We start from the raw sequence: 20170 nt of genomic DNA, 5'->3' as shown, positions 1-20170 counted from the left end.
GTAGGGCGATCGAAGCACGTTACGTTGCGTGCTATGATTCGGGCCTGGGATTGCAGTGGGGATCCGGTTTCATGAAGACAGCGATGCGGCTCGGCAAGAAATCACTGCTGGCAGCGGTGCTCGGTTTGCTTGGCCTCGCCGTCCAGCCGGCATTCTCCGAGGAACGGGCGAAAGACCTGTTCGGTGCCGAGAAACTGCCGACCGCGACCGCTGCGCAGTCGATCGGCTTCTATTCCAAGGGCTGTTTTGCCGGCGGCGTCGCCATTCCCATGGATGGTCCGACCTGGGAGGTGATGCGGCCGTCGCGCAACCGCCGCTGGGGCCATCCGGCGATGATTGCCCTGATCGAGAAACTGTCGCGCGATGCAGCCGCCGATGGCTGGCCCGGTCTCTTGATCGGCGACATTTCGCAGCCGCGCGGCGGCCCGATGATGACCGGCCACGCCTCGCACCAGATCGGGCTCGACGCTGACGTCTGGCTGACGCCGATGCCCAGCCGCCCGCTGTCGATGGCGCAGCGCGAATCGATGAGCGCCACCTTGATGGTCGACGAGAAGACGCATCTGGTGAAGGACGCGCTGTGGAAGCCGCAGCACACGGCGCTTCTGAAGCGGGCGGCGAGCTATCCCGAGGTCGAACGCATCCTGGTCAATCCCGGCATCAAGAAAAAGCTCTGCGACACGGTCAAGGGCGACCGCACCTGGCTGCGCAAGATCCGGCCGTTCTGGGGCCACGACTATCATTTCCACATGCGCATCGGCTGCCAGCCGGGTTCGCCCAACTGCAAGGCGCAGGAGACGACGCCCGATGATGACGGCTGCGGCAAGCCGCTCGCTTGGTGGTTCACCGAAGAACCGTGGCGGCCCAACAAAAACCCGGATGCGCCGAAGGCGCGCGACGTGATGACCATGGCCAACCTGCCCAAGGAATGTCGCGCCGTGCTCGAAGCGCCGGGGCCAGAGTCAGCCGAGGCGGCGACCTATCATGGCGGCGCCGTGCCGGTCGCGGTCGCGGCACCCGAACCGGAAGCGTCGCCCCAGCCGGCCAGCACCGCCGGTGGCGGCGGCGATTTGCCAGGCGCGGCAAATGCCTTCGCGGCGACGCCCAGAATGGGCGCGCCGGTTCCCCGTCCTCGGCCGCCTGCGAACTGATCGCCGCTGCGCCTTCGCAGTCTCAATCGGTTTAGCGGGCTGTTTTCGCGAAATAGTGGCCGTTTGGCCGCAGAAGCTCGCCGCTCGCGAGGACGGGCTCGAAAACCGTTTCCCTTTTCAGACTCATGCGCTAGTCAACGGAAGAACGGCGATACGCCGTCAGGGGGCGCCGGGGACGGACGAAAGCATGCCAAGCGTAAGCGATACCGACACGTCGTTGCGGTTCCCGATCATGATCGGCGACATTGGCGGCACCAATGCGCGCTTTTCGATCGTGCTCGACGCCAATTCCGAGGCCGGCGAGCCGCAAATCGTCCAGACCGCCAATTACAACACCATCGACGAGGCGATCCAGGCGGCGGTGCTTGACCGCTCGTCGGTCCGCCCCAATTCGGCGGTGCTGGCGGTGGCCGGCCCGGTCGACGGCGACGAGATCGAGCTCACCAACTGCCCGTGGGTCGTCAAGCCCAGGCAGATGTTCGCCAATCTCGGCCTGAGCGACATTGTCGTGCTCAACGATTTCGAGGCGCAGGCCCTGGCCGTCGTCGCGCTCGGTGAAGAGCATATGGAAAAGATCGGCGGCGGCACGCCGGAGCCGAATGCCGGCCGTGTCGTGCTCGGGCCGGGAACCGGGCTCGGCGTCGCCGGGCTGGTCTATGCGCTGCGCCACTGGATTCCGGTGCCCGGCGAAGGCGGCCATATGGACATCGGCCCGCGCTCACCGCGCGATTTTGAGGTGTTTCCGCACATCGAGAAGCTAGAGGGCCGCATTTCCGGCGAGCAGATCCTGTGCGGACGCGGCCTCGTCAACGTCTACCGCGCGGTGGCTAAGGCCGACGGCAAGCCGTCGCCCTTCACCACGCCGGCCGAGATCACCGCTGCGGCCCTGGCCAAGACCGATCCGGTGGCTGAGGAAGCGCTGGAGACCTTCGTCACTTGCCTCGGGCGCACCGCCGGCGACCTTGCCCTGGTGTTCATGAGCCGCGGCGGCGTGTTTTTGACCGGCGGCATCGCGCAAAAGATCGTGCCGGCGCTGAAGGAAGGCAATTTCCGCGCCGCCTTCGAGGACAAGGCGCCGCACAGTGCGCTGATGCGCACCATGCCCGTCTATGTCATCACTCACCCGCTGGCGGCACTTCTCGGCCTTGCCGCCTATGCCCGAAACCCGTCGCTGTTCGGCGTCCAGACGGCGGGCCGGCGCTGGCAGGCCTAGAGCGGTTCACCGTTTCACGGAAACGCCGACCCGCTCTATCTCCTTGTTTTGACGCAATTCCGGACGGAAAACCGCTACGCACTTTTCCTGGAATTGCTCTAGCTCTTCGACGAGATGTGCCTATATTCCCCGCGGGCGCGCTTGAGCCGCCCGCGACGAAGTTAATCAGCCGCGGGCATAGGCAAGCCGGCCTCATAACGCTAAGAGGGGTGCCGAATTTGCAGCCCGATCCTACGAGGCGGAAAACCACAAAGCGCTCCTGATTTGACACTTCAAGCCCCCAAACAAAAAGTCCAGCCCGGCGAGGTCACAGCGGTGCTCCGCCGCATCCTCGCTGAAAACGGCGATGAATATCGCTGGACCTATGTCGTTGCCGTCTCTTGCTTGCTGATCGTTTCCGGCACCACCGCCTTCACGGCGTGGATCATGGCGCCGATGATCAACCAGATCTTCTACGAACGGCGTGGCGATATGATCGTCTGGATCTGCGCCGGTTTCATGGGGGCCTCCCTGCTGCGCGGCTTCGCCGGCTACGGCCAGGCGGTCGCGTTGGCCAAGATCGGCAACAATCTGGTCGCGCGCTACCAGAAGCGCAGCTTCGACCATCTGATGAAGCTCGGCGTCAACTTCTTCAACGATACACGTTCCGGTCGGCTGGCGGCCCAGGTCAACGAGAATGTCGGCGGCGTCCGCGATCTGCTGTCGCTGACACTGACCTCCATCAGCCGCGACGCGGTCACGCTGATCGCCCTCGTCGGCGTCATGATCTACCAGGATCCGGTGCTGTCGCTCAGCTCGCTGCTGATCGGGCCGCCGCTGATCTGGGCCGTCGTCTACATCACCCGCCGACTGCGGCGTATCAACCGGGAATCCGTGCTGATCAATTCGCGGCTGAACGGGTCCGTGCAGGAGGCCACGCAAGGCATCGCCATCGTCAAGGCCTTCACCCTGGAGGACGAGCTGGCGCGCCGCATCGGCATCATGGCTGATACGGCCGAGCAGCGTAACAACAAGATCGCCCGGGTCGCGGAGCGGCTGTCGCCGATTTCCGAGATTCTGGGCGGTCTCGCCATTACCTCCGTGCTTGCCTATTCCGGCTACCGGGCGCTGGTGCTTGGACAACCACCGGGCGCGGTGTTTTCCTTCATCACCGCGCTGATCATGGCCTACGACCCGGCAAGACGCCTGGCGCGCACGCAGGTCGGAATGGAACGTGCCCTGGTCAACGCGCGCATGATCTACGAGTTGCTCGACCTGGAGCCGAAACAGGGCGACGCGCCCGATGCCGTCGAGGCCAGGATCACCACCGGCGAGGTGCGCTTCAACAATGTGACGTTCGGCTACAGCGCCGACATGCCGGTGTTGAGGGACCTGAGCTTTACCGCCGCGGCCGGCAAGGTCACCGCCATCGTCGGCGCTTCGGGCGCCGGCAAGTCGACGATGGTGGCGCTCTTGCAGCGCTTCTACGACGTCGACCAGGGCAGCATCGAGGTCGATGGCCAGGACATCTCGAAGGTGACCAAGCAGTCGCTGCGCCAGTCGATCGCCTATGTGGCGCAGGCGCCCTATCTGTTCGAGGGCACGATCCGCGACAACATCCGCTACGGCCGGCTGTCGGCCACGGACGCCGAGATCGAGCAGGCGGCGAAACAGGCGGCAGCCGACGAGTTCATCCGCCAGCAGCCGCAAGGTTACGACACGCCGGTCGGCGAAGGCGGCTCGACGCTGTCGGGCGGCCAGCGCCAGCGCGTCTCGATCGCCCGCGCCATCGTGCGCCAGGCGCCGATCCTGCTGCTCGACGAGGCGACCTCGGCGCTCGACAACGAGGCGGAGGCGCGCGTCCAGGAGGCGCTGAGCCATGTCATGCAAGGCCGCACGACGATCGTCATAGCGCATCGGCTATCGACGGTGGTCAATGCCGACCACATCATCGTGCTGGAAGAGGGACGGTTGGTCGAGGAAGGCACCCATGCGACGCTGATGGCCGACCCGGACAGCATCTATGCCCGCTTCCACCGCATACAGGGCGTCAAGGGTCTGGGGCTTGTCGACGACAGCGTACCGATCCAGACTTCGTCCAAGGACTTTGAGACGCGGAACATTGCCCGGAGCACGGCATGAGCGAGACATCGGCAACCGGCAAGCCGGCAAGCGATATGGGCCTTGTGGTGGTGGGTGCCGCCGGCCGCATGGGGCAGACGCTGATCCGCGCCATCCATACCATTCCCGGCGCCCGCGTCATCGGCGCGGTCGAGCGCGCGGATTCGCCTCATCTGGGCAAGGATGCCGGCGAGCTGGCAGGCATCGGCATCATCAACGTGCCGATATCGGACGATCCGCTGCCGGTCTTCGCCAAGGCCGATGGCGTCCTCGATTTCACCACGCCGGCCTCGTCCGTCGAATTCGCCGGCTATGCGGCGCAGGCGCGCATCGTCCATGTCATCGGCACGACCGGCTGTTCGGCCGACGACAATGCCAAGATCGCGGCGGCGGCGCGCCACGCGACGATCGTCAAGTCGGGCAATATGAGCCTCGGTGTCAACCTGCTGGCGGTGCTGGTCGAACAGGCGGCGCGCGCGCTCGATGCTGACGATTTCGACATCGAGATCCTCGAAATGCACCACAAGCACAAGGTCGACGCACCGTCGGGCACCGCATTGCTGCTCGGCGAGGCCGCCGCCGCCGGGCGCGGCATAGCGCTGGCCGGCAATGACGTGCGTTCACGCGACGGCCACACGGGCGTGCGAAAGCAAGGCACGATCGGCTTCGCCACGCTGCGCGGTGGTTCGGTCGTCGGCGATCACAGCGTGATCCTGGCCGGAACCGGCGAGCGCATCACGCTGTCCCACCACGCCGAGGACCGCGCCATCTTCGCCCGCGGCGCCGTCAAGGCGGCGCTTTGGGCACGCGGCAAGAAGCCAGGACTGTATTCGATGCGGGACGTGCTCGGGCTCAGCTGAGCAAACCACAACCACCTGATTTTAACGCAATTCCGGACGGAAACCCGCTTCACACTTTTCTCTTGAAGGGAGCAAAAATGTCGAGAACCCTTGTGCTCGTGCGCCATGGCCAGAGCGAATGGAATTTGAAGAACCTGTTCACCGGCTGGCGCGACGTCGACCTGACCGAGCAGGGCCACGCCGAGGCCAAGGCCGCCGGCCAGAAGCTCAAGGCGCGCGGCCTGAAGTTCGATATCGCCTTCACCTCGGCGCTGACCCGGGCGCAAAAAACCTGCCAGCACATTCTCGACGCGGTCGGCCAGAGCGACCTGAAGACCATCCGCGACCAGGCGCTCAACGAGCGTGACTATGGCGACCTCTCCGGCCTCAACAAGGACGACGCCCGCAAGAAGTGGGGCGAGGAGCAGGTGCATGTCTGGCGCCGCTCCTACGACGTGCCGCCGCCCGGCGGCGAAAGCCTGAAGGACACCGGTGCCCGCGTCTGGCCCTATTATCTGCACGACATGCAGTCGCACGTGCTGCGCGGCGGCACCGTGCTGGTCGCCGCCCACGGCAATTCGTTGCGCGCGCTGATCATGGCGCTGGACGGCAAGTCGGGCGAGGAGATCGTCAAGCTGGAACTCGGCACTGGCGTGCCGGTCATCTACCAGCTCAACGCCGATTCGACCGTGGCGTCGAAGGAAGTGCTGGAGGGCTGACCCTTGCTGAGCCGGCGAGCGGAAGTCCAGGCTCTGGCTGGAACACGGCGCTTTTACCAAACCATGATTCCAGCTTTCCGCGGCATGGTCCAAAAAGCGCGTTGACAGCCATCGCTTGCCCGCTTACATGAGCCCGCACCAGCCCAGATGGCGGAATTGGTAGACGCGCACGGTTCAGGTCCGTGTTCCGCAAGGAGTGGAGGTTCGAGTCCTCTTCTGGGCACCAAATTCCCGTTTCGAACCGTCCGATGGTTCAGAAACCCAAAGAAAAAGCCCGGTTTGTCCGGGCTTTTTCTTTGTCCGGCATATCGGCGTTGTCCGATGTCCGACTGTCAGCGAATTGACAGGTTCCTCCAGCCAATGTCCCACTGGATCACGATCGCCAAAGCCCGGTTCCAGAACGCGCTCGTCGGGGGGAACCGTCACGGCCTCCTCGATTGCCGTCGAAGGGACCGCCCCGACAAAGCTTTGACATGATCGCGGCTAGTTTAGAAACATTCAAAATTGGACAGCCCTGCATGAATCCTACCTACACAAGCGCACAGAAGGCCATTCATTGGGCCGTGTTTCTGTTGGTTATCGGCCTTTACGGCCTGACTTATGTCGCGGATATCTTTCCACGCAACGACCCTGGCCGGGCGCTCGTCTGGTGGTTCCACATCTCGTTCGGGATGCTGCTGTTCGCGCTGGTCGTCATCCGCATTGGCCTGCGCCTGATCTTGGGAACCCCGGGGCTGCCGGGGGAAATGTCGGAGCTGGAACGATGGGTGGCCAAGGTCGCGCATCTCGTGCTTTACGGGCTGCTTGTCGCCATTCCGGTCCTTGGCATCCTGGTGACCTGGTACAGGGGCGACGCCTTGAGTTTCTTCGGCCTCTTCACCATCCCGGCTCCGGTCTCCGCGGACAGCGGCACGGCCCGAACCATAAGGGAACTGCACAGCCTCTGCGCCAATCTGATCCTTATCCTCGCCGGTCTCCATGCGGCGGCTGCGCTCTGGCATCACTATGTCCGCAAGGACGACGTGCTCCAGCGTATGCTGCCGGGGACAAGCGGCCCCTGATCGCGGGGCAAACGCCGGCAGGCCGATGCCCTTTGTCGTGCTTGCGGACCAGGAGACTGGCCAGATGACGAGCCGGATTGAAACACAAGGTCTGCTGCATGGCCCTTGGATGAAACCGATACTGAAACACTTGGCGACCGCGAGCCTGGTCGGGCTTGTCCTGCTTCGACCGTTCCACGCCCGTGCGGATGAGGATGACGACGGCGATCACGACCGGGCGCGGGACCTTTACGAGCGTGGCGAAATAAAGGGCTTGGCTAACATCCTTGGCGTGGTTCACGCCGATGCTCCCGGCGACATCGTGGCTGTCGATTTCATCCGGATAGGCGACCGCTGGGTCTATCGCTTCCAGGTCGTTGCTCCTGACGGACGCCGCAGGATCGTTGACGTCGACGCCGGCGCCGGCGAGCTGATGCGCGGCAGGGGCGGCGATTGATGAAGATACTCCTTGCCGAAGACGAGCCGCGCATTGCGAGCGACATCGCGGCGGTGCTCAAGGCCGCGGGGATGGCCGTCGATACCGTGCGCGACGGAGAGGCCGCGTGGTTCGCGGGTGACGTCGAGAACTACGACGCGGCGATCCTGGATCTCGGATTGCCGAAGCTCGACGGCCTGACGGTGCTGAAGCGCTGGCGGGCCAACACACGCCGCTTTCCCGTCCTGATCCTGACGGCACGGGGCCTTTGGACCGAGCGCGTCGAAGGCATCAATGCGGGCGCCGACGATTACCTCCCCAAGCCGTTCGAAATGGACGAGCTGCTGGCGCGGCTGCGCGCGATCCTTCGCCGTTCGACGGGCCAGGCGGCACCGGTGCTGAAATCCGGACCGCTGGTCCTCGATACGCGCCAGATGCGCCTTTCGCTGCGCGGCGTTCCCGTCGCACTGTCACCGCTGGAATACCGGCTGATGGCGTTCCTGATGCATCATGCCGGGCGCGTGGTCGCGCCGACAGAACTCGCCGAGCATCTCTACGATTCCGGCAATGATCGCGATCCGAACACAATCGAGGTCATTGTCGCGCGCCTGCGCCGCAAGCTCGGCAACGACGTCATCGAGACTCGGCGCGGGTTCGGATATTTCGTACCCGACGAGCCGTCCTGATGGGCAATTCGATCCGCTTCAGGCTCTGGTCGGCGGCAACCATTTCGATTCTCGTCGCCCTTGCCATTGCCGGGGTCGGACTGCGCTATCTGTTCGAGCTGAATGTCGAGAGGCGTATCGTCGGCGAACTGACCGCCGATCTCAATGAGCTGATCGGCGCGACCAGCTTCGCGGCCAACGGCCAGCTTTCGGTCGCCCCGGGCCTGACTGACCCGCGCTTCACCAATCCGCTGTCGGGTCATTACTGGCAGGTGGAAGACCTGGCCAGCCATGGCCTGGTGCGCTCGCGTTCGTTGTGGGACGCAACGCTTGCGTTGCCCGGCCAAGGCGCGAGCGGTGAACTGAGAACGATCGAGGAGCTCAAAGGGCCCGGCGGCGAACTCACCGTAGCCGTCGTGCGCACCATAACCGATGCCGACGGCCGGTCGTTTCGCGCCATCGTGGCGGAAGATCATAGCAGCGTCACGGTGTCGGTGCGCGAATATGTACGCGATCTCGTCCCGGCGCTCATCCTGCTCGCCGCCGCCCTCATGGTGGCCTTCTTCGTCCAGATCACTGTCGGCCTCGCGCCGCTGGAAAGCCTGCGGGTCGCCGTCCGAAACGTGATCGCGCAGCGGACGGCACGACTGGACGTGGCGGCGCCGAGCGAGGTGCAGCCGCTCGCCGACGAAATCAACCGCCTCCTCGATGCGCAGGAGAAGGCCCTTGCACGCGCCCGGTCGCGCGCCACCGACCTGGCGCATGGCCTCAAGACGCCGCTGCAGGTGCTGTCAGCCGACATCCGCGCCTTGCGCGGGAAGGGCGAAACCGAGCTGGCCGACGAGATCGAGAAGAGCGCCGGAGCGATCCGGCGTCATGTCGAGCGCGAACTCGCGCGCGCCCGTCTGGCGCCCGGCGTTTCCGGCAAGGCATCGTGCCGGGTCAGGGAAGCCGCGGCCGGCGTCATTGCCGTCATCAAGCGCACGCCGGGCGGCAAGCAGCTCTCGTTCCTGATCGACGTCGCGGAGGATTTCATGGCGCCGGTCGACGAGGGCGACCTTTCGGAAATCCTCGGCAATCTGGTGGAGAACGCGGCGCGCTTCGCAAGATCCTCGGTCAAGGTCAATGCGCGGGCAACCGGCGGCGAGGTGTCCATCGCGGTCGCCGACGACGGCCCGGGCATCCCCGATGCGGACCGGGAATCCGCCCTGTCACGCGGGGTGCAGTTGGACAGCAAGGGCGGCAGCAGCGGGCTGGGCCTGGCCATCGTCTCCGACATTGTCGAAGCCTATGGCGGACGGCTGACGATGACCAACGCCGATCCCGGCCTGGTCGTGACCATCACCCTCCCCCGGCAGGGTTGATCGACGCTCAGGCAAAGCCTGGGAAATAGTCGACCTTTATCTTCGAGCGGCGAACACCCATGCCCAGCAGCATGTCGCGCAGCGCCTTGACCATGGCCTGAGGGCCGGAAATGTAGAAGGTCCGCTCCAGATAGTCGGGAATGGCCAGGCGCACCAGGCGCGCGTCGATATAGCCGGGATACTGGCCCCGCTCGGCCCCCCGAGCCACGGCAAGCACCGTCCTTATGCCCAGTTCCCGTTTCGCCGCGCCGAGCACGTCGCGATAGGCGATGTCCTGCTGGGTCTCGGCTCCGTAGAGGACGACGATGGGCCGCCTTTCATGGCTGTCGATGAGATATTGCAGCATCGAGCGGAATGGCGTGATGCCGATGCCGCCGGCCAGGAAGGCAATCTTGGTTTGGGGATTGGCCGGCAAGGTGAAGTCGCCGGCCAGCTGGGAGGCGTGGATCGTGCTGCCGGGCTTCATTGTGCCCAGCATTCGCTTGAAGGCGCTCGATTGCGGGTAGAACTTGACGCCAAGCCGTATGGATTGCTCCGTGGGCGCCGAGGCCACCGTGAAATAGCGGCGGTTACCGCGATTGTCCGATCGGTCGAGTCCAAGTGTCCATTCCAGATACTGTCCAGCCTGGAAGGCAAGCTTTCGCGGTGACCTGAAGATGAAATCATAGCTGTCGACGGCCGATTGCTCGATGCGCTCGAGCGTCAACACGAAGCGTCCTCTCGGGCTCACGGCGTAGGCAAACAGATTGCCGGTCAGAAGCGCCAGTTCCGGCGTGAAATAGAGCGAGCCGACATGGATGTTGGGCGCGAACAGGAAGCCGACGATGGCGGCGAAGGCGATGCGCGGCCACCGTGTCGTCGGCGCCGTCAGCGGCTCGGTCAGCATCACGAAGGCGAAGAACAGCAGCGGCGACGAGCCCAGCGTCTCCGTCAGCGCGGCGGCGTATTGCGACGGCTCGGTGGTTACCAGGATTGTCGCCAGCGCGACGACACCGAAGGTGGCGACCAGATCGAGCCGGCGCAGCTTGCGCACCATCAGGAGGCCGCCGAAGAGCACGACGGGAAGCAATGGCAAATTGCCGCCGACCCACCAGGTGGCCGGCTGGTCGAGCAGCAGCGCGGTCAGCGCCACGCCCAGCGCCGCGGGATTGAAGACGTGTTTCCCGCCGATGGCGAGGATGAATTTGGATGAAATCGCCCAGACGCAGGCGAACACCACCGCGCATATCCCCTTGAGGTCCGTGACGGCCACCGGATCGAGGATGAGCGCCAGGATGAGGGCGGTGATGTAGACCGACTCGTTGTTGGCCGGAACCTTGAAGACGGCGGCAAAAACCCTGTTGGTGATCCAGCAGGTGGCCAGCATCAGCCCCGTGGTGAAGGCGAGCATGACCGGATCATGCGGCACCAGTTTGAGGAAGCCGAGCACGAGGGCCGTGCCCAGCAGGGCGATCAGGTAATAGAGGACCAGCCGGTACATGGTCTGATGGTCGAGAAGCCGGTCGATGGTCTTGATCATGGCTGGCAAAAAGCTCCGAAGCCGCTCGTGGGCGTGGCTCGACTGTTGCTGTCGACGACGTAACCTTCGAGGCCGGGCGCCTGTTCGAGAAAGAAAATGCCCTCCCGGCCCATGGCGAAGGCGGCGGTGGCGAAACGGTCGGCCTCGAACACATCCGAGCCGATGACGGTCAGGCTGACGATTTCGGTGATCGGATCGCCGGCCCCGAGCGGATTGTAGATGTGCTGCCCGCGCACATAGGTGCCGGAGGTAGCGACGCCGTGTCCTCGCGGATAGACAATCTTGATGATCTCTTCGGCATTGAAGGGATTGCGGATGCCGACGCTCCAGTCGAGACCCGAAGCATTTCGGCCGCAGGACTGGATGTCGCCGCCCGCCTCGATGAAGAAATCGCCGACGCCGGCCTGGCGAACGATCCCGGCGGCATTGCGGATGGCCCAGCCCTTGACGATGCCGGACGGGTCCAGCGATCCGTCGGGCTTGCGGATGTCGAAATATCCGTCCGTCTGGCTTTTCGTCTGTGCGGCAAGCGCCATCACTCCCATCATTTCGGCGCTCCAGTCGCGGATCGGAAGATCACCCCGGTTGATGGCCGAAATCTCGCTGTCGGTCCTGTAGGTGCTGAAGCGGCGGTCTATATGCTCGAAATAATCGAAGACCGCGTCGACAAGCGTCGCGCCCGAGGCACCGGCGATGTCGACAGTGACGGGCATGCCCATCAAGATCCTCGTGTCGCGCATGGATCAGGACGCTGCTTTCTTCAATGCGCCGCCAAGCGACTGGATGAAGGCCCTGCTGGTCAGCGTGGCGCCCGAAATGATGTCGACATTGGCGCTCTGCGCGCTGATCGCCTCGTCACGCAGCATCGGCAGCGCCTGCCTGTTGATGCTGATCGAGGTGCGGCGGTCATTGGGGTATTTCAGGACCTTGAGCGCCGTGAGACGGCCGCCTTGGATGGAAGCCTGAATCTGGATGAGGCCGTAATAGGCATCGGCGGCAGGACCGGTGTAGGTGCCGTCGACAAAGCCGTGCCCCGCCGACTTGGCGCCGGGACTCACAGCCAGCTTCATGGCGGCCTTGAAGACGCGGGCGGGTGCTTGCGGATAGTCCGGCCTCGGCTGGGGAATGGGGATATAGACGGCCGGGGTTACGGTGAAGGATGCTGCCCGCGGCGCGGCATCGGCGATACGTTGAGCTGGCGCCTGTTCCGGCCGTGGTGCCGGCGCTTGGGAAAGCTGCGGAGGGCTGGCTGAGAGCGGCGGCTTTGTCGCCCGCGGCTTCGGGGCGGGCGCGGAGATCGCGGCGGTGGTTTCGCCACCGACCGATGTCGGCGTGGTCGCGGGAGGATCGAGCCGCACACGCTGCTGCCGGATTCCAGGCGATGGCGGTGCAGGCGCTGGAATGGGATCAGTTTGAACGGGGCTGGCCGGAGCAGGGGGCTGCGCCACACTGTCCTCGGCGGCATTGGCGGAACCCGCCGTGTCGATCATGTCGCCGGCAGGGCCCTTGCCTGCCTGGTCCCATACATAGGCGCCCGAAGACGCGATCACGAAAAGTGACAGGGCAATCTGTTTCATCGGCTCGTTACACCTTCAATCCCGCGCCGGCGAATCGGCTTCGCGGCAATTTGGAAGCAATGTCTCACGATCCACCTGACAATTGGCTGTCAGGCGCGGACACCGTCGACAGCACCGATCCTTGAACCTCCAGTCGTCATCTCGGAACGAAGGGGACGAGGGCGGCCGTCAACCAAACCTGCCCTCGCGACTAGGCGCTGAACAAACCACTTCAAACCGGGCGACGGCTTCGCTACGCTTGCGGCCATGTCTCAATCCAGCACCGCAATCTTCGGCGCCCGTCGCGACCAGGCCTTTCCCACGCTCACCGAGGCGGACATCGAGCGCATGCGCCGCTTCGGCGAGGCCAGCGCCTATGCCGCCGGCGAGCACATCATCAGGGCCGGCGATGTCGCGCCCGGCCTGATCCTGGTCCTGTCGGGCAAGGTCGATATCACCCAGGATGGCCTCGGCCGGCGCGAGACGATTGTCACCCACGGCCCGGGCAGCTTCGTCGGCGAACTGGCGCAGCTTTCGGCGCGGCCCTCGCTGGTCAATGCCGAAGCCGCCGAACCGGTCGAGGCCTTCGTCATCCCCTCGCAGCGTGTGCGCGACCTGATGGTGCAGGAGGCCAATCTCGGCGAGCGTATCATGCGCGCTCTGATCCTGCGTCGTGTCGGGCTGCTGGAAAGCGCCACCAGCGGGCCGATCATCATCGGACCGTTGGACAATGCCGACGTGCTGCGGCTGCAAGGGTTCCTGGCCCGCAGCGACCAGCCGCACCGCGTGCTCGATTCCGCCAGCGACCCCTGCGCCAAAACCCTGGTCGAGCGTTTCGACGTCGACCCGCACCACCTGCCGGTCGTGCTGTGCCCGAACGGCAGGCTGCTGATGAATCCGAGCGAGAACGACCTCGCCCGCTGCATCGGTCTGCTCAGGCCGATCGATGCCGATACGCTGTATGATGTCGCCATTGTCGGCGCCGGGCCGGCGGGGCTGGCGGCTGCCGTCTATGCCGCGTCCGAAGGCCTGTCGACCATCGTGCTCGATTGCCGGGCCTTTGGCGGGCAGGCCGGCGCCTCGGCCCGCATCGAGAACTATCTCGGCTTCCCGACCGGCATTACCGGGATGGCGCTGATGGCGCGCGCCTACAACCAGGCGCAGAAATTCGGCGTCGAAATGGTGATCCCCGACGAGGTGAAGCTGTTGAGTGCGGCGACCGACAATTCAGGCGCCCGCTATCTGCTCGATGTCGGCGACGGCGAAACGGTGCGCACGCGCAGCGTGGTGATCGCCAGCGGCGCGCGCTACCGGCGTCTCGACGTCGCCAATTTGTCGCAGTTCGAGGGAACCTCGGTGCACTATTGGGCCTCGCCCATCGAAGGGCGGCTTTGCACTGGCCAGGAAGTGGCGCTGGTCGGCGCCGGCAATTCGGCCGGGCAGGCGGCGGTCTACTTGGCCAGCCATGCGCGCAAGGTGGCGCTGCTGGCACGCGGCGGCAGCCTCGATGCCTCGATGTCGCGTTATCTGGTCGAGCGCATCAAGGCGCAGCCGAACATCGAGGTGCTGACCGAGACCGAAATCGAGGCGCTGGAGGGCGAGGAGGGCAATCTTGCCTCTGTCCGCTGGCGCAACCGCGTCAGCGGCGAAGAAACGACGCGCCCGATCCGCCACCTCTTCCTGTTCATCGGCGCCGACCCGAACACCGACTGGCTGGCGCAATGCAACGTTGCGCTGGATGCCAAGGGTTTCATCCGCACCGGATCGGAGCTCGGACCGGAACATGGCCTGATGGAAACCAGCCGCAGCGGCGTGTTTGCCATCGGCGATGTGCGTTGCGGCTCGGTCAAGCGCGTCGCGGCGGCCGTTGGCGAAGGGGCCCAGGTGGTCGCGGCCTTGCATGCTTATCTAGCGCAGGACAGTGACCACGCCGGCGCAACGCAACTGACCAGGAGAGTGTGATGGCGGATGAATGCAAGCATGCGGCTGGAATCAAGGACGTGACACCGAGCGCGCTCGGCTGCGAGGAGTGCCTGAAGAGCGGTTCATGGTGGGTGCATCTGCGGCTTTGCCGCACCTGCGGCCATGTCGGCTGCTGCGACGACTCACCCAACCGCCACGCGACCAAACATTTTCACGCCACCAGCCATCCGGTCATCGAGGGCTACGATCCGCCGGAAGGCTGGGGCTGGTGCTATGTCGACGAGGTCTTTCTCGACCTTGGTGACCGCACGACGCCGCAGAACGGCCCGATCCCGCGATTTTACTAGGATCACGCGCCGCGCGCTCAGTTTCCGAGGCACGAAAAAAGCCCGGTTGGCCGGGCTTTTTTCGTGCCTGATATGCCGATCTCGCGATCAGTCTCGGCTTGGCGTCACCGGCGTGGGTGTGGGATTGTCGACGCTGTTCTCGTTGACCTGGAAGGCTTTGCCTTGAACCTTCTTTTTCCTGAGGTCGTCGCTGGTCTCAGGCTGCGGCGGGCGCTTGGGATTTTCTTCGGTGTTGTCGTTGACGTCGGGGGCTCTTGTCATCGTGTCCTCCAGGGGCTGTCCCGGAGACAATGTTCGACGGGGCACCGGGTTCCGCCGGTGAAGCAGGACGCTCCTTGCGATCAGGCGTTTGCAGCCGGACGCTCGTCGGTCTGTCGGGCCATTTTGTGCCGGCATTCAGGGAACAGGAACAAGGCCGGCAACTCAACCGTCATGCGGGCTTGTGCTGTCGCACGATCCTCCATTCGTGCCAGATCAGCACCATGACGACAGCATCGAAGACGGTCAGGACCAGCAGGCCGAATGAATGCGTGTATGAGTAGCGGTAGACTTGGTAGGCCATGAACAGGCCCAAAGCCGCGAGCGAGGCCGGGTAAGACCAGAGCTTGCCTCTCAAAAGCCCGGCAACCAGGGCAAGCTTTGTCAGGCCGTGGCTGAGCAGGTAGAAGGCATAAAACTCCTTGCTGGCGATCGAGAAATGGCTTGCCATCTGCGACAGATGGCCAGCTATGAAATCGTTCGGATCTTCGATCAATTCCTCTGCGGTGAGGGCATTGACCCAGGAGGCAATGGTATCGGTCGTGACGACATAGAGCAGAATCCCGCCGATGCATTCGATCAGGGCATGCGCGCCCTTCAGCCATACGCTGACCTCGAAGATCTGATGGATGCGATGTTCATTGACGGGTTTCAAGTATCCACCTCACAACCAACCACGGAAACCCATGCCAAATGGATGTAGCTTTAACACACTGGATGAATGCCGCGGGCGGTATCAGCCCTTTTCTTGATGAAAACGATGATCGGCGTCTCACAAATCGGCGTTCCTCTCATGGTGCTGGCTGTGGTGCTGCAATGGTGTGCGAAGGCTGACCGCCGCCATATTCGTCACGCGGCCGTGTCGGCCGGTCTGGCGTTCTTGCTCAGCCTGGCGATCAACCAGTTCATCCTTCTGGTCGTGCATCGGATACGGCCCTACGATGCCGGCGTGACGCACCTGTTGATTGCGCCCAGTGCCGACTGGTCGTTCCCATCCGATCACGCGACAGCCAGCATTGCGATTGTTGCTGCCTTTGCGATGCAAGGTCTCCCGCGCCGGACGATCGCGCTTTTCATCACGGCATTGCTGATCTGCTGGTCGAGAATCTACATCGGGACGCACTACCTGACCGACGTTGTCGGTGGGGCCATAACTGGTGTCCTGGGTGCCGTCGTGGTGCGACTGGTTTACCGCGAGAACTCCCGGCTGGACAAACTGGTGACCCAAATTTTTTAGGTCGATTCTGTTTGAGGACATATTCAGGCGAAGGAGGGCGATCGGCGACCTCCTCGACATGCATGGTTCTTGCCGGCCCTGGGCCGGTCAATGCGAAGCTTCCCGACGGGCGCTCAGAGCCGACTGTTGGCAGTCTATCGCACCGACCCGGTGACCGTGCGGTCGACGTCGGGTACGGATTTGCGATCATTGCCGGCAAGCGCCGCGATGATCAGCAGACTGGCGACAACCGGTACAAACAGGACGGCGACGCGGGCCTGTACATGAAGAATGGCGCGCCATTCGCTGCTGCGCTTGTCGGGGCTGTCGCTCATCATACTCACTTTGCCATGGACCCCCCGGGGAGGTCACATAGAGGTGAACGGTTAAGCAACTCCTTCCGACTTCGTTAACGCTGGACTTCAAGTCCGGAGCAATTCCAGGAAAAGTGTAAACGGTTTTCCGTCCGGAATTGCGTCAAAACGAAGAGTCTAATCAGCTAAGCCCGATGCGCCTTGCGCCTTGCCGGAACAGCGCCTCGGCATCGGGATCGAAGCGGAAGGTGCCGATAAAATCGTCGGCGCGATAGTCAGGCAATGTCTTGCGGATGGCGGCGGCAAAGCCGCGCGCCTCGTCGAGCCGGCCGGCCAGCGCCAGGCAGTGCGCGGCGATCGCCAGGATGATCGTATGCGCATTGGGCCGTGCCGCCGCCTTCAGCGCCCATTCGGCCGCCTCTTCGAACTGGCCGAGCCGGACATGCGACATGGCGCGCGACCCCAGCATGCCGAACAGCAGCGGATCGAAGGGGCTGAGATGCCGTGAATGGTCCGACGAGCTTATCGCCGCCTGCGGGTCGCCCGACTGCGAGTGGACGAAGGACAGCGCGTAATGGCCAAGCGCGAAATTCGGGCTGAGATCCACCGCACGCCCAAGTTCGGACAGCGATCCGTCCTGCTCGCCGCGCAGCCACAGCGCCCGGCCCATCGCCCAGTGCGCGGCCGGATTGTGGTCGTCGACCAGCAGGCTGTGGCCGGCGCTCTCATAGGCCAGAGCGGTTTCGCGGTCGCGGTCGCCCCAGCGCTGGAAGGCATTCTGCCAATGGGTGAAGGACAGGCCGGCATAGGCGCGGGCAAAGGTCGGGTCGAGCTGCAAGGCCTTGTCGAAGAAATGCCGCGCCCGCTCGTTCTCGGCCTGGGTGAAGCGGTACATGTGCCAGAGGCCGCGATGATAGGCCTCCCAGGCATTGAGCGAATTCGGCGCCTTCAGCATGGCGCGGTTGCGCTCGACCGTTTCGATTTCGGCCGAGATCGACGACACGATGCTGTCGCCGATATCGTCGAGCATGGCGAAAAGGTCATCGGGCCGGCGCTCGAAGGTCTCGGCCCAGACGATCCTGGCGGTGCGCACCTCGATCAGTTCGACGCTGACGACGAGGCGGCCGGTCAGGGTACGCACGGTGCCGGTGGCGACATAGTCGACGCCAAGTTTTCTGCCGGCCTCCTCCGGCGCGATGGTCGTCTGCGCCAGCGCGAACACCGATCCGCGCGCGATGACGAAGAAATCCCGAAGCTTGGCGAGACGGGTGATGATGTCGTGGGTGAAACCGTCGGCCAGCCCGCCGCGCGCGCCACTTTCTTCGACAAACGGCATCACCGCCAGCGAGGCCTGGCTTGGCTCGACCGGGCCGGCATCGCCTGTTTGGACGACCAAGTGCGATGCCGTGGACAGGCAGGCCGGCTGCGCCTTAAGCGGGCTGCCGGACTGTTGGTCGCGGATCGCCTGCCAGGCCGCGCGAAGCGGGGCGAAATCCAGCTCTTCCGACTGGAACAGGCGAGCCGCCGAAGCCAGATGTGCCTCGGCCGCGCCGATGGCACCGCGCTCCGCCAGATTGGTCAGCAAGGCCAGATGCGCGCGCGTGTCGAAGGGCGCCAGCTCGACCCATTTGTCGAGATGCGTGGACATTTCAGGCGAGCCAGCCGGCTGGTTTGCGGCAAGCTGCTCCAATACAGCGGCGTGGAATGCGTGAAAACGCCGGCGCTGGGCGGTCAGCCAGCTGTCGAAAAGCGGGCTTCGCTCGAGCACCAGCCCGTCGAGCAGATCGCCGGCGAAAAGTTTTGCCAGTGCTCGCAGCCGCTCCACATCCAGCGTGGCGATTCCTTGCGCGGCGGCGTGGCTAACCGCCAGCGCATCGACAAGGCAGTCGCCGAGATCGAGCGCGATCGTATCGCCCTGGGTGGTGACCCGGCGCCTATCCGGCGTGTCGAGGGCGGCGCGCAGCTTGCTCAGGCACCAGCGCAGTTCGCCGCGGGGATCGTTGGGCACATCCCACAGCAGCTCGCACAGGCGGCCGCGCCCTACGGTGTGCGGCGCCAGCGCCAGATAGGCGAACAGCGCGCGCAGCTTGCGCGACGCCGGCAGCGCCACGGGCGCGCCGTCACGCAGGATTTCCAGCGGTCCGAGCAGCCGCACGGACAGGATCGGCGTATCGCCGTCCAGCCTCGATGGTGCGGATTCCACGTCCGTTCCCACGCCTGCTCCCACGCTGGCCCGTCGGCCCTTGCTGTATCACCAAACACGACACGGCGCATCCGGCGGCGAATCTCGCGCCGCATGCGGCCGTTGCCGCATCGCCGGCACGTCAGTCGTAGCGTGGCAAGGTCTCGAAACCTCGCCGCCCAACCCGCCGGTTTGTAACCGGCCTGTGATGACAACGAGCACAGACAAGGAGTTCTTCCATGTTGCAGCAACGGAAAATCAGAACCACGGCCGGGCGCGGCCGCCTGTTCGACAGCATTCTGGACACTGTCGGCGACACGCCCGTGATCCACATCAACAATCTCGCACCAGCCCACGCGACGATCTACGTCAAGGCCGAGTTCTTCAATCCGGCTGCATCGGTGAAGGACCGGCTGGCGCTCAACATCATCGAGGAAGGCGAGCGCAGCGGCGCGCTGAAGCCCGGCCAGACGGTGGTCGAGGCGACCAGCGGCAACACCGGCATCGGGCTTGCCATGGTCTGCGCGCAGAAGGGCTATCCGCTGGTGGTCACCATGGCCGACAGCTTTTCGGTCGAGCGCCGCAAGCTGATGCGCATGCTGGGCGCCAAGGTGGTGCTGACGCCGCGCGCCGAAAAAGGCTTTGGCATGTACAAGAAGGCGGTGGAACTGGCCGAGGCCAATGGCTGGTTCTTGGCCCGCCAGTTCGAGACGGCGGCCAATGCCGCCATCCACGAGGCGACCACGGCGCGCGAGATCGTCAATGATTTTGCCGGCTCGCGGCTAGACTGTTTCGTCACTGGCTATGGCACCGGCGGCACCGTCGTCGGCGTGGCGCGCGTGCTGCGCCGCGAGCGGCCGGAAACCCGCATCGTGCTTTCCGAACCGGCCAATGCGCAGCTGGTCGGCAGCGGCAAGGCGCAGCAGCGCGGTGCCCATGGCGCCCCTGCCGCCAGCCATCCGGCCTTCGAGCCGCATCCGATCCAGGGCTGGACGCCGGACTTCATCCCCAACGTGCTGCAGGAAGCGATCGACGCCAGCCTCTATGACGAGGTGATGCCGATTGCCGGACCCGAAGGCATCAAATGGGCAAAGGCCCTGGCGCAGAAGGAAGGCATCTTCACCGGCATTTCCGGCGGCGCCACCTTCGCCGTGGCGCGGCAGGTCGCGGAGAAGGCGCCGGCCGGATCGGTGATCCTGTGCATGCTGCCCGATACCGGCGAGCGCTACATGTCGACGCCGCTGTTCGACGGCATCGAGGCCGAGATGGATGCCGACGAGATGGCGCTGTCGCGCTCGACGCCCGGCTGCCAATTCCCCGCGGCTTGA

General features: G+C 64.6%; 20 protein-coding genes and 1 tRNA gene. 14 read left to right on the top strand and 7 right to left on the bottom strand.

What is annotated here, in order from left to right; translation table 11 throughout:
- The first annotated feature begins 71 nt into the window (after positions 1–71).
- The 10 genes from mepA (at position 72) to JN279_RS03950 (ending at position 9527) form a co-directional block, all read left to right on the top strand.
- The gene (gene mepA, locus JN279_RS03995) at positions 72–1151 is read left to right on the top strand and encodes a penicillin-insensitive murein endopeptidase (RefSeq protein WP_202352056.1); all 1080 of its coding nucleotides are present in this window, start codon (positions 72–74) and stop codon (positions 1149–1151) included.
- Between the two features lie 187 nt (positions 1152–1338).
- Positions 1339–2364 (top strand): glucokinase, encoded by a 1026-nt coding sequence (locus tag JN279_RS03990; protein ID WP_202352055.1) that lies wholly within the window; start codon positions 1339–1341, stop codon positions 2362–2364.
- A 264-nt stretch (positions 2365–2628) separates the two neighbouring features.
- The gene (locus JN279_RS03985) at positions 2629–4485 is read left to right on the top strand and encodes an ABC transporter ATP-binding protein (RefSeq protein ID WP_096452158.1); all 1857 of its coding nucleotides are present in this window, start codon (positions 2629–2631) and stop codon (positions 4483–4485) included.
- A complete protein-coding gene (dapB, locus tag JN279_RS03980) occupies positions 4482–5324 on the top strand; it encodes a 4-hydroxy-tetrahydrodipicolinate reductase (protein WP_202352054.1) in 843 nt (280 codons plus the stop codon). Before JN279_RS03985 ends, dapB begins: the two co-directional genes overlap by 4 nt.
- Before the next feature lie 77 nt (positions 5325–5401).
- Complete coding sequence (locus tag JN279_RS03975) at positions 5402–6022, top strand: 2,3-bisphosphoglycerate-dependent phosphoglycerate mutase (RefSeq protein WP_096452162.1); 621 nt, start codon at positions 5402–5404, stop codon at positions 6020–6022.
- Between the two features lie 141 nt (positions 6023–6163).
- A tRNA-Leu gene (locus tag JN279_RS03970) sits at positions 6164–6248 on the top strand.
- A gap of 292 nt (positions 6249–6540) precedes the next feature.
- Positions 6541–7083 (top strand): cytochrome b, encoded by a 543-nt coding sequence (locus JN279_RS03965; protein WP_202352053.1) that lies wholly within the window; start codon positions 6541–6543, stop codon positions 7081–7083.
- A 64-nt stretch (positions 7084–7147) separates the two neighbouring features.
- Positions 7148–7519, top strand: coding sequence for a PepSY domain-containing protein (locus JN279_RS03960; protein ID WP_244734404.1), 372 nt, complete (start codon positions 7148–7150; stop codon positions 7517–7519).
- Positions 7519–8184, top strand: a complete 666-nt coding sequence (locus JN279_RS03955) for a response regulator transcription factor (protein WP_096452168.1) — start codon at positions 7519–7521, stop codon at positions 8182–8184. The genes JN279_RS03960 and JN279_RS03955 overlap by 1 nt, the downstream gene beginning before the upstream one ends.
- The gene (locus JN279_RS03950; RefSeq protein WP_096452170.1) at positions 8184–9527 is read left to right on the top strand and encodes a sensor histidine kinase; all 1344 of its coding nucleotides are present in this window, start codon (positions 8184–8186) and stop codon (positions 9525–9527) included. The genes JN279_RS03955 and JN279_RS03950 overlap by 1 nt, the downstream gene beginning before the upstream one ends.
- A 7-nt stretch (positions 9528–9534) precedes the next feature.
- On the opposite strand, the gene JN279_RS03945 is transcribed toward JN279_RS03950, so the two are convergent.
- From JN279_RS03945 to JN279_RS03935, 3 genes are read right to left on the bottom strand one after another with little or no spacing between them, the layout of a single operon-like run.
- Positions 9535–11046: an RnfABCDGE type electron transport complex subunit D gene (locus JN279_RS03945; RefSeq protein ID WP_202352051.1), complete on the bottom strand. Its 1512-nt coding sequence runs from the start codon at positions 11044–11046 to the stop codon at positions 9535–9537.
- A complete protein-coding gene (locus JN279_RS03940) occupies positions 11043–11759 on the bottom strand; it encodes an FAD:protein FMN transferase (protein ID WP_244734402.1) in 717 nt (238 codons plus the stop codon). The genes JN279_RS03945 and JN279_RS03940 overlap by 4 nt, the downstream gene beginning before the upstream one ends.
- 30 nt (positions 11760–11789) lie before the next feature.
- On the bottom strand, positions 11790–12623 hold the full coding sequence (locus JN279_RS03935) for an FMN-binding protein (RefSeq protein WP_202352049.1): 834 nt from the start codon (positions 12621–12623) through the stop codon (positions 11790–11792).
- 246 nt (positions 12624–12869) lie between these two features.
- Here JN279_RS03935 and JN279_RS03930 point away from each other — a divergent pair, with 246 nt between their 5' ends.
- Together JN279_RS03930 and JN279_RS03925 are read left to right on the top strand one after the other, a co-directional pair.
- Positions 12870–14564: an FAD-dependent oxidoreductase gene (locus tag JN279_RS03930; protein ID WP_202352048.1), complete on the top strand. Its 1695-nt coding sequence runs from the start codon at positions 12870–12872 to the stop codon at positions 14562–14564.
- On the top strand, positions 14564–14872 hold the full coding sequence (locus JN279_RS03925; protein ID WP_015314705.1) for a UBP-type zinc finger domain-containing protein: 309 nt from the start codon (positions 14564–14566) through the stop codon (positions 14870–14872). Before JN279_RS03930 ends, JN279_RS03925 begins: the two co-directional genes overlap by 1 nt.
- A gap of 87 nt (positions 14873–14959) precedes the next feature.
- On the opposite strand, the gene JN279_RS03920 is transcribed toward JN279_RS03925, so the two are convergent.
- Both JN279_RS03920 and JN279_RS03915 read right to left on the bottom strand, forming a co-directional pair.
- Positions 14960–15133, bottom strand: a complete 174-nt coding sequence (locus tag JN279_RS03920; RefSeq protein ID WP_202352047.1) for a hypothetical protein — start codon at positions 15131–15133, stop codon at positions 14960–14962.
- Positions 15134–15302: 169 nt separating this feature from the next.
- On the bottom strand, positions 15303–15785 hold the full coding sequence (locus JN279_RS03915; RefSeq protein WP_202352046.1) for a DUF2127 domain-containing protein: 483 nt from the start codon (positions 15783–15785) through the stop codon (positions 15303–15305).
- A gap of 96 nt (positions 15786–15881) precedes the next feature.
- On the opposite strand from JN279_RS03915, the gene JN279_RS03910 reads away from it, so the two are divergent.
- Positions 15882–16367: a phosphatase PAP2 family protein gene (locus JN279_RS03910; protein ID WP_342216318.1), complete on the top strand. Its 486-nt coding sequence runs from the start codon at positions 15882–15884 to the stop codon at positions 16365–16367.
- 134 nt (positions 16368–16501) lie between these two features.
- On the opposite strand, the gene JN279_RS03905 is transcribed toward JN279_RS03910, so the two are convergent.
- The gene (locus JN279_RS03905) at positions 16502–16681 is read right to left on the bottom strand and encodes a hypothetical protein (protein WP_202352045.1); all 180 of its coding nucleotides are present in this window, start codon (positions 16679–16681) and stop codon (positions 16502–16504) included.
- A 160-nt stretch (positions 16682–16841) separates the two neighbouring features.
- Positions 16842–18875 (bottom strand): transcriptional regulator, encoded by a 2034-nt coding sequence (locus JN279_RS03900; protein WP_244734400.1) that lies wholly within the window; start codon positions 18873–18875, stop codon positions 16842–16844.
- A gap of 206 nt (positions 18876–19081) precedes the next feature.
- Here JN279_RS03900 and JN279_RS03895 point away from each other — a divergent pair, with 206 nt between their 5' ends.
- Entirely contained in the window at positions 19082–20170 is a 1089-nt protein-coding gene (locus tag JN279_RS03895; protein ID WP_202352044.1) for a PLP-dependent cysteine synthase family protein, read from the top strand.

Source organism: Mesorhizobium sp. 113-1-2 (assembly GCF_016756475.1).
Lineage (GTDB): Bacteria > Pseudomonadota > Alphaproteobacteria > Rhizobiales > Rhizobiaceae > Mesorhizobium > Mesorhizobium loti_C.
This window is presented reverse-complemented; position numbering and strand designations above follow the sequence as displayed.

Coding starts and splice junctions, on each gene's coding strand:
- JN279_RS03950 (WP_096452170.1), top strand. CDS start 8,184: ATGGGCAATTCGATCCGCTTCAGGCTCTGGTCGGCGGCAACCATTTCG.
- JN279_RS03910 (WP_342216318.1), top strand. CDS start 15,882: ATGAAAACGATGATCGGCGTCTCACAAATCGGCGTTCCTCTCATGGTG.
- JN279_RS03925 (WP_015314705.1), top strand. CDS start 14,564: ATGGCGGATGAATGCAAGCATGCGGCTGGAATCAAGGACGTGACACCG.
- JN279_RS03955 (WP_096452168.1), top strand. CDS start 7,519: ATGAAGATACTCCTTGCCGAAGACGAGCCGCGCATTGCGAGCGACATC.
- dapB (WP_202352054.1), top strand. CDS start 4,482: ATGAGCGAGACATCGGCAACCGGCAAGCCGGCAAGCGATATGGGCCTT.
- JN279_RS03945 (WP_202352051.1), bottom strand. CDS start 11,046: ATGATCAAGACCATCGACCGGCTTCTCGACCATCAGACCATGTACCGG.
- JN279_RS03990 (WP_202352055.1), top strand. CDS start 1,339: ATGCCAAGCGTAAGCGATACCGACACGTCGTTGCGGTTCCCGATCATG.
- JN279_RS03965 (WP_202352053.1), top strand. CDS start 6,541: ATGAATCCTACCTACACAAGCGCACAGAAGGCCATTCATTGGGCCGTG.
- JN279_RS03975 (WP_096452162.1), top strand. CDS start 5,402: ATGTCGAGAACCCTTGTGCTCGTGCGCCATGGCCAGAGCGAATGGAAT.
- JN279_RS03960 (WP_244734404.1), top strand. CDS start 7,148: ATGACGAGCCGGATTGAAACACAAGGTCTGCTGCATGGCCCTTGGATG.
- JN279_RS03920 (WP_202352047.1), bottom strand. CDS start 15,133: ATGACAAGAGCCCCCGACGTCAACGACAACACCGAAGAAAATCCCAAG.
- mepA (WP_202352056.1), top strand. CDS start 72: ATGAAGACAGCGATGCGGCTCGGCAAGAAATCACTGCTGGCAGCGGTG.
- JN279_RS03930 (WP_202352048.1), top strand. CDS start 12,870: ATGTCTCAATCCAGCACCGCAATCTTCGGCGCCCGTCGCGACCAGGCC.
- JN279_RS03895 (WP_202352044.1), top strand. CDS start 19,082: ATGTTGCAGCAACGGAAAATCAGAACCACGGCCGGGCGCGGCCGCCTG.
- JN279_RS03940 (WP_244734402.1), bottom strand. CDS start 11,759: ATGCCCGTCACTGTCGACATCGCCGGTGCCTCGGGCGCGACGCTTGTC.
- JN279_RS03905 (WP_202352045.1), bottom strand. CDS start 16,681: ATGAGCGACAGCCCCGACAAGCGCAGCAGCGAATGGCGCGCCATTCTT.
- JN279_RS03935 (WP_202352049.1), bottom strand. CDS start 12,623: ATGAAACAGATTGCCCTGTCACTTTTCGTGATCGCGTCTTCGGGCGCC.